Genomic DNA, 11836 nt, shown 5'->3' on the forward strand with positions numbered 1-11836 from the left:
CACAGAGGCCTGGAAGCCGGTGCGGGAACTCCCTCTCGCGAGGGAGTCATTTCCTCCCCCGGCACCCTCCACAGGAAACTTTGCTCTCTGTCATCGGTGACTGGCGATTTCCTGGGGCAGCGGGGTAACTTGTCAAAACGTCTTCGCCTCGCAGCCCGGCTAACCACCGGACCAACAACGCGAGGGAGAGGATCTGGACCCGTCGCCCGGGTGGGCCGCAGCCAGCGGTGCACCCGGATCCCACCCTCCCCGGCAAGAAGGACCTCAGACCGATGAACACCGCCATCGCCGATGGCTTCGGCATACCCCCCACCCAGCCTCATGACGCAGCGTCACACCTAACCCTGCGTGACGACCACCGTGTGGTACAGCGGCCCGGCCGCCCGCCCACGACCGCGCCCCGCGGGACCGGGGTCCGGTAATGGTCCCCAAGGTCGATGCCTTCCGGACCGGCGATGTCCTCAAGGGGCGCCAGGCCATGCGGCCCGGCAGCTTTCTCGCCCATCTTCCGGATGGGGCTTGGCCGTTGCTGGTCAGCGCCTGGGGCGCGGACAGCCGCGTCTACCAGCGCGACGACGAACTGCCCCTCGGGCCGGACGACGAACACGTGCACATCGTCCTGGGCGGCTGTGTCCGGCAGGAGCGCCACCCCTTCGGCCCTGGCGAAGACGCACCCAAGATCACCCGCTTTCGTGGCGTCGGCCAACTGCTCGGCGAGACCAAGCTCATCGAGCCGGACGCCACGGTCGAGACGACCTGCCTCACCACAACCTGGGTCATGCCCTGCCCCCTGCAGGACATGAACCTCCTCCTACGCCGGCGCCCTCACATCCAACTGGCCCTGCTGCGCAGCCTGGAGGACCGTAACCGCACCGACGAGATGATCTACGGCACCCTGACCCGCACGCCCCGGCAACGGGTCAGTGCGCTGCTCGTCCATCTCGCCGCGATCGCCGGGACCGCCGAACTCGCCGAGCCCCACCAGGTCATCATCCAGGGACCGAGCCAGAGGGACCTGGCGGATGCCCTCCTGCTGGGCGTCTCGACCGTGGAGAACACCCTCCGTCTGCTTCGCAACCCGAGCAACGACAGCGGTCTGCCCCCTGACGGTGTACTGCGCAGCGGATACCGACAGTTCGTCGTGACGGACCTGCCCGCACTCCGCCGCACGGCCGGGATCCCGTAGACCCGCGCGACCGCTTCCGGCCCCCGCCTCCGCCCCCGAACGTATCCCGCACGCTTCTTCAGGGGTGCGCGTGCGCGTTCTCACGAACGGATCACACCATGATGTCCAGCACGACCCTCTTGGCCGCCGGAGTAAGCACAGGATCCGCCCTGGTGGGCGCCGTGTGCGGCGCGGCCACGGCCTTGATCGCCGTCCTCACCTTCCGTCACCACCGGCAGGCGCTCGCCTGGATCAAGCAGATGCGCAGGTCCGACGAAGACGGACACGACTTCGACGACGCCACGACCTACCTGAAGAGGCTCGTCGAGAAGTTGTGCGAATACGCTCACAGGCCGTGCCGCGCGGCGGACTTCGAACCGCTGCACGGCCTGCGACACCTCCTCGAAGACACCGCACAGGGCACGGAGCCCATCCGCACCGAACTCCAGACCGTCGTGGAGCGCCTCGACCGCTATCTGACCGCCGTGCTTCCGCAGGTTCCGGCAACGGGTGGGATCACGGCCGCCGAACTGATCGCGCACCAGGAGGCTGCGATGCAGCAGGAATACTCCCGTATCGAGCTCAAGAACGCTGCCGGCGTCACGCTTCAGCGGATCCGCACCCTGCGCAGGGCGACCTGATCAGGCGTAGAACCGCGACAGGCTCTGCAGCACCGCCGCCGGCTTGGCCCCGCCCTCGATCTCTATCGCCCCGTCGACGGTGACCTGCACACCGCCGGGGACCTCCTCGACGTCCGTGAGCTTGGCGACGAGGCGGATGCGGGAGCCCACCTTCACCGGGGAGGGGAAACGGACCTTGTTCAGACCGTAGTTGACCTTGGTGGTGACGCCCTGGACGTCCAGCAGCTCGGTGAAGAGCGGGATGAACAGCGAGAGGGTGAGGTAGCCGTGCGCGATGGGGGCGCCGAAGGGGCCTGCCGCCGCCTTCTCGGGGTCCACGTGGATCCACTGGTGGTCGCCCGTGGCGTCGGCGAAGGTGTTGATGCGCTCCTGGGTGACCTCGATCCACTCGCTGGTGCCGAGGTCGCTGCCGGCGAGCTTCTTCAGTTCGTCGATGCCGTTCACGGTGACGCTCATGTAGCTGTCCTTACTCAAGAGTTGGAGCCGAAGCGCTTGCGCACCCGGGATTTGAGGAGCTTGCCGGAGGCGGTGCGCGGGAGTTCGTCCGCGATCACCACCGACTTGGGGATCTTGTACTTGGCGAGCCGTCCGGCCAGGGAGGCCAGGACCTCGTCGGGATCGGGCGCGGCGCCCTCGCGCGGCACGACGACCGCCCGCGGCACCTCGCCCCACTTGTCGTCCGGGACGCCGATGACCGCGCACTCGGCGATGTCCGGATGGCCGAGGAGCAGGTCCTCGATCTCGGCGGGGTAGATGTTCTCGCCACCGGAGATGATCATGTCCTTGATGCGGTCGACGATGAAGACGTATCCGTCCTCGTCGACGCGGGCCGCGTCCCCGCTGCGGAACCAGCCGTCCGCGAAGGAGGCGGCGGTCTCCTCGGGCAGTCCCCAGTAGCCGGGCATGACGTGCGGACCCCGGAGCACGACCTCGCCGGTCTCGTCGACGTCGACGGGCGCCAGGTCCGGCCGTACGACCCGGACGTCGCTGAAGAAGTGCGGTACGCCCGCCGAACCCGCCTTGCTGATGGCGTGCTCGGCGTCCAGGAACAGGGTCCCGGGAGCGGCCTCGGTCATGCCGTAGCCCTGGAGGAAGGTGAGCCCGCGCTCCTGGTACGCGGCGATCAGGGGCGTCGACACCGGGGAGCCGCCGCAGGTCAGGATGCGCAGGGAGGACAGGTCCGCGTCCGCCCAGCGCGGGTGCCTCGCCACCTGCTCGAACATCGTCGGCACCCCGAACATGAAGGTGATCCGGTGCCGTTCGATCAGGTCGAAGGTGGCGCTCGGGTCGAAGGCCTCGACCAGGACGCAGGTACCGCCCTTGAGCAGCACCGGCAGGGTCAGCATGTTCAGGCCCGCCGTGTGGAACAACGGCGCGGAGACCAGGGCGCGTTCGTCGGCGATCAGGTCGGTGTCGACGAGGACGTTGATCGCGTTCCACGTCAGGTTGCCGTGGGTGAGCATGGCGCCCTTGGGCCGGCCGGTCGTGCCCGAGGTGTACATGATGATGCAGGTGTCGTCGGCGGTGACCGGCTCGTCGATCGGTTCCGCCGCCGACTCGGCGAGCAACTGCTCGTACTCGGCGCCGACTTCGACGTACGTACGCACGTCGGTGCTGCCCGGCAGTCCGGCGACGAGCCCCGCGTGCGAGGGGCCGTAGACCAGTGCCCTGGCTCCGGAGTCGGAGAGCTGGTAGCCGATCTCCGGCCCGGCGAGGCGGGTGTTGAGGGGGACGAAGACCGCGCCGAGGGAGCCGGCCGCGAACAGGGTCTCCAGGTAGGAGGGGTGGTTGGGGCCGAGGTAGGCGACGCGGTCGCCGCGCCGGATGCCCCGGGCGCGCAGGGCGTGCGCGAGGCGGGTGACGCGGGTGTGCAGTTCGGCGTAGGTGACCGTCGTGTCGCCGTGGATCAGGGCGGTGCGGTGCGGGGTCTTGCGGGCCCGGCGTGCGGGCCATGAGCCCAGTCCCTCGTTGCGCATCTGAGGCCCCTTATGGCTTGGTGAGCCCGAGCAGCCGGGCGGCGTTCTCCTTGAGGATCTTCGGCTTCACCTCGTCCTTGATCGACAGCTTCTCGAAGTCGGCGAGCCAGCGGTCGGGGGTGAGGACGGGGAAGTCGGAGCCGAAGAGGACCTTGTCCTTGAGCAGCGTGTTCGCGTACTGCACGAGCTGCGGCGGGAAGTACTTCGGCGACCAGCCGGACAGGTCGATGTGCACGCCCGGCTTGTGCGTGGCGACGGCGAGGGCCTCGTCCTGCCAGGGGAAGGACGGGTGCGCCAGGATGATCTTCAGGTGCGGGAAGTCGGCCGCGACGTCGTCCACGTGGAGCGGGTTCGAGTACTTGAGGCGAATGCCGCCGCCGCCCGGGACGCCGGCGCCGATGCCGGTCTGGCCGGTGTGGAAGAGGGCGATCGTGCCGGTCTCCTCGATCACCTCGTAGAGGTCGTAGGCCACCGAGCGGTCGTTGGGGAAGAAGCCCTGGATGCTGGGGTGGAACTTGAAGCCCCGCACCCCGTACTCCTCGACCAGGCGCCGGGCCTGCTTCACGCCCGCCTTACCCCGGAACGGGTCGATGGACGCGAAGGGGATGAGGACGTCGGCGTTGGCGGCCGCCGCCTCGGCGACCTCCTCGTTCGGCACCGGCGCCGTGCCGGTCGCGGACTCGGCGTCCACCGTGAAGATCACGGCGGCCATCTTCCGCTCGCGGTAGTAGGCGGCGGTCTCTTCGAGGGTCGGCTTCCGCTTGCCCTCGACCTTGAAGTAGGCGGAGGACGCGTCGTGCAGGTCGTCGTCGAGGGAGGAGTGGCCCTTGGAGGACACCTCGGCATGGGTGTGGACGTCGATGGCGACCAGGTCCTCGATGTTCATGGACAGGTCCATCACGCCTCCGGAAGCTTCGGTGCCGGGATGCCGACCGTCTGGAGCTCGGCACCGACCGACGTCGGGAAGGCGTCGGCCAGGGTGTCGGGGGTCCAGCCGCCGTCCGCGTACGCCGCCTTGATCTCCTGCGGATGGGACCAGAGTGCCACCTTGTCGCCGCCGATGCCGATGGCCTGGCCGGTGATGCCCCGGGCGGCCTCGGAGGCGAGGAAGGGGACGAGGGCCGCGCAGTCCTCGGGGGTGCCGAAGCCCTCGCCCTTGCGGAGGAAGTCCGGGAGGGGCTCGCCGTTCCTCATGGCCTCGATGTACGGGGCGAAGGCCGGGATCGTCTCGGTCATCGCGGTGGCCGCGACGGGCACGATCGCGTTGACGGTGATGTTGGCGCGGCCCAGTTCCATGGACCAGGTGCGGGCGAAGGCGGCGATGCCGGCCTTGGCGGCGGCGTAGTTCGTCTGACCGAAGTTGCCGCGCTGCCCGGCCGGGGAACCGACCAGGATCAGGGAGCCGCCCTCGCCCTGCTCGCGCATCCGGACGGCGGCGGCGCGGGCGCAGGTGAAGGTGCCCTTGAGGTGGGTGGTGATCACCGCGTCGAAGTCGTCGTCGGTCATCTTCCACAGCACCTTGTCGCGCAGGATGCCCGCGTTCGTGACCAGGATGTCGAGCCGTCCGAACTCCTCCACCGCCCGGCCCACCAGCCGCTCGGCGGCCTCGGTGGTGCCGACCGGGACGACCTCGGCGACGGCGGTGCCGCCCGCCTCGGTGATGGACTTCACGGCCTGCTCGGCGACCGCCTCGTCGATGTCGTTGACGACCACGCGGGCGCCGTGGGCGGCCAGGGCGTGTGCGTAGGCGAGGCCGAGGCCACGGCCACTGCCGGTGACGACGGCGACCTTGCCGGTGAGATCGATGCTGGGCACGAGGAGGTCCCTTCACGAACGGATGCATGGGGGTGCGGCTTCGAGATCGAAGCTAAGAGCAATAATTGTTGACGTCAATAGTTGTTGGAGACCTGTCCGTAAGTCATGCTGGAATGCGCATGCCGCACCGACCCAGGGAGCCCGCCATCACACGCCAGCACGTCACCCCGAAACCCATCGACTCGGAGGAGCCGTGGATGCGCGGGCTGCACGCGGACACCGGTTATCTGCTGTACCGCCTCGGCCTGCGCTCGGGTCAGCTGTTCAACACGTTCCTCCAGGAGTCGGGCCTCAGGCTGCGGCACTACGCGGTGCTGCGCTATCTCGCCGGAACCGAGGGCGCCCTCCAGCGGGAGCTGAGCACCCGGCTCGGCTACGACCCCAGCGCGATCGTCGGCCTGGTCGACGACCTGGAGAAGCTGGGCCTGACCGAGCGCCGCCCCTCCCCGGACGACCGCCGCAGCAAGATCGTCGTGCTCACCGAGGACGGCCGTGCCTTCCTGCGGGGCACCGACGAGGCGGGCCGGCGGGTCACCAACGACCTGCTCGCCCCGCTCGACGCCGCCGAACGCGAGACGCTCCAGACCCTCCTGCTGAGAGTCGCCGACCGGCCATGACCGGGCACCCCCACTCCCGGCTTCGCTCGCGCGGGGGGACCCCCACCGCGCCGGACCGGCTGCTGTCCGTGCTCGCCGCGTTCGACCACGACCATCCGGCGCTGTCCCTGACGGACATCAGCCGGCGGGCCGGGCTGACGCTGACGACCACGCACCGGCTGGTGGGCGCGCTGACCGACTGGGGCGCGCTGGAGCGGGACGACGACGGTGTCTACCACGTCGGACTGCGCCTGTGGGAGGTCGCCGCGCTCGCGCCGCGCGGGGTCGCGCTCCGGCAGCTGGCGCTGCCGTATCTGGAGGACCTGTACGAAGCCACCCACGAGAACGTGCAGTTGGCGGTGCGGGACGGCTCGGACGTCGTCTACATCGAGTGGATCGCGGGGCGTTCGTCGGTCGGCGTGCACATCCGGGTGGGGGCGCGCTGGCCGCTGCACGCCACCGGCGTCGGCCTGGTGCTGCTGGCCCACTGTGCGCCGCGGGAGCAGGAGGAGTACTGCGCGGGCCCACTCGCCGTGTTCACGCCGTACACCCTCGCCGAACCGGTGCGGCTGCGCCGGGTCCTGGCCGAAGTCCGGCGCACCGGAGTCGCGGTGAGCAGCCGTCAGGTCACCGACGACGCCCTGTCGGTGGCCGCCCCCGTGTGCGGGCCCGACGGGTCGGTGGTCGCGGCGGTGTCGGTCGTCGTGCCCCACGCCGACGCCCAGGTACCGGCGCTGATCCCGGCGGTACGGCTCGCGTCGCTCGGGATATCCCGGGCGCTGGGCTGGCAGCCGACGGTCGCACCCCGCTCGGGCGCCGGATATCCCTCGCACCGGTGAGGCCACGGCCGCACCGGCGTCGTGATACTGGAACGGCCCCGGCCCCGAGGAGCCGCTCATGTCCGCCGCCGCCCGGTCCTGGTACGCCCCCGTGGTGACCCGTCTGAGGACGACGAATCCCTACGTCGTCGACAGCGCGCTCGCCGTGCTGGTGCTGTTCGCCGCCTCCCTGCAGTGGATGTTCCCGGACGAGGGCGACGACCCGCTGAGCCTGGCGGGCTGGCTGCTGGGAGCGGCCACCGCCGTCCCGCTGGTCTGGCGCCGCCGCTGCCCCTACGCGACCGCTCTGGCGGTCTCGGCGGCCACCACGGCGATGGCCTACCACCACGCACCGCCCCCCGATGTGCTCTACGGCGGACTGGTCGTCCTCTACACCATGGCCGTCCAGGGCCTGCCCTGGCAGCGCCGCTCGATGCTGGCGTGCTGGCTGCTCGGGGCCGTGCTGACCATGCAGCACAAGGAGCACTCCGAGCCCTTCGAGTACGCCTTCCACATCACGGGCATGATCTGCGCCTACGGCCTCGGCGTCCTGGCCCGCGTCCAGCGCGCCTACACAGCCGCCGTCGAGGACCGGGCCCGCCGCCTGGAACGGGAGCGGGCCGCGGAGACCGCGCGGGCCATCGCCCAGGAACGCAGCCGCATCGCCCGGGACATGCACGACATCCTCGCGCACGCGGTGAGCCTGATGGTCGTCCAGGCGGAGGCGGGACCTGTGGTGGTGCGCAGCGATCCGGCCCGTGCCGAGGCCGCGTTCGACGCGATCGCGGCCAGCGGCCGGGACGCCATGGATCAACTGCGGCGCATTCTGGGGGTGTTGAAGGAGGATGAGCGCCGGTCCGGAGCCGCCCGGCTGCCTCAGCCGGATCTCGGCGGGCTTCCGTCCCTGGTCCGGCAGGTCGCCGAGTCAGCGGGGCTGCAGGTCGAGTTGAGCGTGCGCGGCCGACCTCGCCCGCTCCCCCCGGACACCGAGGTCGCCGCCTACCGCGCAGCACAGGAAGCCCTGACCAACACGGTGAAGCACGCGTACGCTTCCTGCGCACAGGTGGACCTCGACTGGTCGGAGGACGAGTTGACCCTCACGGTGACCGACGACGGCAGGGGCCCCGCACGCACGGGCGGCGGGCACGGACTGATCGGCCTCAGGGAGCGGGCGGCCGCCTGCGGGGGCAGCGCGGAGGCCGGGCCGGGTCCGGACGGGGGCTTCCGGGTCGTCGTGCGGCTGCCCGTCACCGCGGACCGGGAAGCGGCCCTCGGGTGAGCATCCGGGTGGTGGTCGCCGACGACCAGGAACTGGTCCGCAGCGGCTTCACCATGATCCTTGAAGCGCAGCAGGACATCGAGGTGGTCGCCGAGGCCGGGGACGGCGCCGAGGCGGTGGCCGCGGTGCAGCGCCACACGCCCGACGTGCTGCTCCTCGACATCCGCATGCCCGTCATGGACGGCCTGGAGGCGGCCCGGCGGGTGTGCGCGCAGTCCAGCTGCAAGGTGGTCATGCTGACCACGTTCGACCTCGACGAGTACGTGTACGACGCCTTGTACGCGGGCGCCAGCGGCTTCCTCCTCAAGGACGTGCGCCGGGACGACCTCGTGCACGCGGTCCGGGTGGTGGCGGGCGGCGACTCGCTGCTCGCGCCGACCGTCACCCGCCGCCTGGTCGCGGACATCGTGCGGCGCCGCCGCGAGGAGGCCGCCACCGGGGCCACCCCCGACCGACTGGACGTCCTGACCGCCCGCGAGGTGGAGACCCTGCGGATGCTGGCCCGTGGCCTGTCCAACGCGGAGATCGCCACGACCCTGTTCGTGAGCGAGCACACGGTCAAGACCCACGTCAGCAACGTGCTGAGCAAGCTGGGGCTGCGGGACCGGGTCCAAGCGGTGATCTGCGCGTACGAGACGGGTCTGGTGACGCCGGGTACTGCCTAAGTTCCCGACTGGTCCCCGAGTTCGGTGAACAGGGTCAGCTGAAGCGAACCGGGCGCCTCCAAGCGGGAGTTGAGCGAGTTCCAAGGCGTACGGGTCGGCTCGGCGACCACCTCCGCACCGGCCTCGGCCAGCCTGGCGGTGGTGCCGGCCGAGTCGTCGACCTCGAAGGCGACCCTGATGTGCCCGGCGACCCGTCTGCCGACCTCCACGTCGTCGATGAACGCGGCATGGTTCGGATCGGTGAGTTCCAGTGTGGCCCGCCCGGCCTCCAGGATGGTGACCCGCCCGCCGGGCGAGGAGAACGCGGCCCGTTCGGGCAGTCCCAGGACGTCCCGGTAGAAGCGCAACGCCTCGTCGTAGTCGTCCGCCGTGACGACGAGACGGAGTTCACGGACAGCGGGTGGTACCTCGGACATACGGCCTCCTCGATGGTGTCTGCCTGGGCAACTCCCGGACCGGTAGCGAAGATTGCTCCCTCCGGAGAATGAGGGAGCACCCTGTCTCACCCGTACGGCGGAGGCCCGGAAACCGCCCGCCCCGGCGATCCGGTGATCACGCCCGCGCCGCGAGTCTGAGGGCCGTACCACTCCTCAACTCGCCGGGAGGCGACCGTGCTCTCCACCCTCGCCCGGGCGGCGACCCGCCGCCCGCTGACCGTCATCGGCCTGTGGGCCGCCTTCCTCCTCCTGGGCTTCGGCCTCGGGACGGGCGTCTTCGCCGACCTCTCCGACGACGTGCCCGACGTGCCCGGCACCGAGTCCGACACGGCCGACGACTATCTTTCCGGCGTGGACCCGTCCGGCGAGTCCGTCACCGCGGTCGTGGCGGGCCGGGCCGTCTCCGACGCGGCGCTGCGCGCCCAGGTCGAGCGGACCGTCGCCGAGGTCCGGAGGATCGCCGGGGTGGCCGACGTACCGGACCCGTACACCACCCCCGGTCTCACCGCCCGCGACGGACAGGCGCTCATCATCCCCGTCACCTTCGAGGGCGGCCTCAGCGACGAGGCCGAGGAGCAGGCGACGGACACGGCCGTCGAGACCGTCAAGCGCATCGACGCGCCCGACGTCCACGTCAGCGGCGGCGAACTGCTCGGGCGGCAGCTCGGCGAGCGCGCCCAGGAGGACGTGAAGAACGCCGAGTTGATCTCCCTGCCGGTCGTCCTCGCCCTGCTGCTCGTCGTGTTCGGCGGACTGCGCGCCGCCGCGCTGCCGCTGGTGATCGCGGTGAGCGGGATCGCGGGCGCCTTCCTCGGACTGTTCGCCTTCAGCCAGGTCACCGACATCTCGGTGTACGCGATCCAGGTCACCACCATGCTCGGCCTCGGACTCGCCGTCGACTACGCCCTGTTGATGCTGGTCCGCTTCCGCGAGGAACGCCGGCACACCGACGATGTGGTGGAAGCCGTGCACCGCACGGTCGACGCGGCCGGCCGGACCGTCCTGTTCTCCGGGCTCACCGTGGCCGTCAGCCTGACCGGGTTGCTGGTCTTCCCGAGCGTGTTCCTGCGCAGCATGGGCCTGGCGGTCGCCGCCGTCGTGGTGGTCGACATGCTGGCCGCGGTCACCCTGTTGCCCGCGCTGCTCACGAAGTTCGGCGGGCGGATCCGGCCCTCGAAGGCGCGCTCCGAGGACGAGGAGGGCCGTGTCTTCGCCCGCCTGGCCCGCTTCGCGCAGCGCCGCCGGGTCGCCGTCCTGGTCACCGTCGTCCCGGTCCTGCTGGTTCTCGCGCTGCCGCTGACCGGCCTGCGCATCGCCATCGGCGACGCCCGGCAGCTGCCTTCGAGCACCGAGGCACGCCAGTTGTTCGACACCGTGGACGCGCACTTCCCGAAGGGCACCGGGGTCTCCCCCGTGGTCGTCGTCCTCAAGCCCGGCACCGGCACCGCGACCGCCGACCGGATCCGCGCCCTGGTCCCGAACGCCGGGTCCCGCCGACTGCCGGGCGGCAACACCGTCGTGGAGCTCCAGCCGCCCGGCGGCGTGGACGGCGGGGCTGCCACCGGCCTGGTCGAGCGGGTACGGGAGCTGCGCGGCGGCGAGCCCGTCGAGGTGACCGGGGTCGCGGCCCGGCTGGTCGACTTCCGCGCGATGCTCGCCGAGCGGGCACCCTGGGCGGCACTGACCGTTCTGGCCGGCATCTTCGTCCTGCTGTTCGCCTTCACCGGCTCGGTGCTTATCCCGCTGCGCACGATCGCGACCACCCTGCTCAGCCTGGGCGCGGCGCTCGGCGTGGTGGTGTGGGTCTTCCAGGACGGCCACGGGGCCGGGCTGCTCGGCGGTGAGGGCCTGGGCGCGCTGAGCCTGACCGCACCTCCGCTGATCGTGTCGATCGCCTTCGGGCTGGCCATGGACTACGAGCTGTTCATCCTGGCCCGGATGCGGGAGGCCCGACAGCGCGGCGAGGACCACGAGAAGGCCGTCGTGACCGGGTTGCGCCGGTCCGGGCGGGTCGTCACCTGTGCCGCGCTGCTCCTCGCGGTCGTGTTCGGCGCCTTCATGACCGGCGGGTTCTCCCCCATCCTCCAGATCGGCCTCGGTCTGACCCTGGCGGTGCTGATCGACGCGACGGTCGTACGGATGCTGCTGGTCCCGGCGACCATGGCGCTGCTGGGCCGGCGGGCCTGGTGGGCGCCGAAGCCGCTGCGCGCGGTGCACGACCGGTTCGGCCTGCGGGAGGCGGCCACGCCCGAACGGTCCGTGTCGACGAACACCTGACGGCGGCGGGCACCCGCAGAGGGCCCTCATCGGAATCTCAGCCAGTGGCCCGGTGATCCCACGGATGCTGCCGGTCCCGGCGACCATGGCGCTGCTGGGCCGGCGGGCCTGGTGGGCGCCGAAGCCGCTGCGCGCGGTGCACGACCGGTTCGGCCTGCGGGAGGCGG

The 11836-nt window shown here is 71.0% G+C and carries 12 protein-coding genes; 7 read left to right on the forward strand and 5 right to left on the reverse strand.

Annotated elements, in window-relative coordinates; genetic code table 11:
* The first annotated feature begins 421 nt into the window (after positions 1 to 421).
* Positions 422 to 1186 carry a Crp/Fnr family transcriptional regulator gene (locus tag ACZ39I_RS11175; protein WP_467244234.1) on the forward strand — a complete coding sequence of 255 codons (765 nt, stop codon included), beginning with the start codon at positions 422 to 424 and terminating at the stop codon, positions 1184 to 1186.
* 98 nt (positions 1187 to 1284) lie between these two features.
* Positions 1285 to 1806, forward strand: a complete 522-nt coding sequence (locus ACZ39I_RS11180) for a hypothetical protein (protein ID WP_467244236.1) — start codon at positions 1285 to 1287, stop codon at positions 1804 to 1806.
* Here the strand turns inward: ACZ39I_RS11180 and ACZ39I_RS11185 are convergent, their stop codons facing one another.
* The 4 genes from ACZ39I_RS11185 to ACZ39I_RS11200 are packed head-to-tail and all read right to left on the reverse strand — an operon-like array spanning position 1807 to position 5597.
* Positions 1807 to 2262, reverse strand: a complete 456-nt coding sequence (locus tag ACZ39I_RS11185) for a MaoC family dehydratase (RefSeq protein ID WP_352381062.1) — start codon at positions 2260 to 2262, stop codon at positions 1807 to 1809. It abuts the gene before it with no gap.
* A gap of 14 nt (positions 2263 to 2276) precedes the next feature.
* The gene (gene menE, locus ACZ39I_RS11190) at positions 2277 to 3782 is read right to left on the reverse strand and encodes an o-succinylbenzoate--CoA ligase (protein WP_467244238.1); all 1506 of its coding nucleotides are present in this window, start codon (positions 3780 to 3782) and stop codon (positions 2277 to 2279) included.
* Between the two features lie 10 nt (positions 3783 to 3792).
* On the reverse strand, positions 3793 to 4668 hold the full coding sequence (locus tag ACZ39I_RS11195; RefSeq protein ID WP_451473209.1) for an amidohydrolase family protein: 876 nt from the start codon (positions 4666 to 4668) through the stop codon (positions 3793 to 3795).
* A gap of 11 nt (positions 4669 to 4679) precedes the next feature.
* Positions 4680 to 5597, reverse strand: a complete 918-nt coding sequence (locus ACZ39I_RS11200; protein WP_352381066.1) for an SDR family NAD(P)-dependent oxidoreductase — start codon at positions 5595 to 5597, stop codon at positions 4680 to 4682.
* Between the two features lie 119 nt (positions 5598 to 5716).
* Between ACZ39I_RS11200 and ACZ39I_RS11205 the strand changes: the two genes are divergently transcribed.
* Genes ACZ39I_RS11205 through ACZ39I_RS11220 form a run of 4 tightly spaced genes read left to right on the forward strand, consistent with a single transcriptional unit; the run spans position 5717 to position 8955 of the window.
* On the forward strand, positions 5717 to 6214 hold the full coding sequence (locus ACZ39I_RS11205; RefSeq protein WP_393598312.1) for a MarR family winged helix-turn-helix transcriptional regulator: 498 nt from the start codon (positions 5717 to 5719) through the stop codon (positions 6212 to 6214).
* Positions 6211 to 7032, forward strand: a complete 822-nt coding sequence (locus tag ACZ39I_RS11210; RefSeq protein ID WP_393598314.1) for an IclR family transcriptional regulator — start codon at positions 6211 to 6213, stop codon at positions 7030 to 7032. Before ACZ39I_RS11205 ends, ACZ39I_RS11210 begins: the two co-directional genes overlap by 4 nt.
* 58 nt (positions 7033 to 7090) lie before the next feature.
* A complete protein-coding gene (locus tag ACZ39I_RS11215; protein ID WP_467244241.1) occupies positions 7091 to 8290 on the forward strand; it encodes a sensor histidine kinase in 1200 nt (399 codons plus the stop codon).
* A complete protein-coding gene (locus ACZ39I_RS11220; RefSeq protein ID WP_467244242.1) occupies positions 8287 to 8955 on the forward strand; it encodes a response regulator in 669 nt (222 codons plus the stop codon). Before ACZ39I_RS11215 ends, ACZ39I_RS11220 begins: the two co-directional genes overlap by 4 nt.
* Here the strand turns inward: ACZ39I_RS11220 and ACZ39I_RS11225 are convergent.
* Positions 8952 to 9371 carry a VOC family protein gene (locus ACZ39I_RS11225; RefSeq protein ID WP_467244244.1) on the reverse strand — a complete coding sequence of 140 codons (420 nt, stop codon included), beginning with the start codon at positions 9369 to 9371 and terminating at the stop codon, positions 8952 to 8954. The two genes, ACZ39I_RS11220 and ACZ39I_RS11225, sit on opposite strands and share 4 nt — an antisense overlap.
* Before the next feature lie 195 nt (positions 9372 to 9566).
* Between ACZ39I_RS11225 and ACZ39I_RS11230 the strand changes: the two genes are divergently transcribed.
* Positions 9567 to 11669: an MMPL family transporter gene (locus tag ACZ39I_RS11230; RefSeq protein ID WP_467244246.1), complete on the forward strand. Its 2103-nt coding sequence runs from the start codon at positions 9567 to 9569 to the stop codon at positions 11667 to 11669.
* Positions 11670 to 11836: the final 167 nt, after the last annotated feature.

Source organism: Streptomyces sp. NPDC024687, assembly GCF_055559055.1.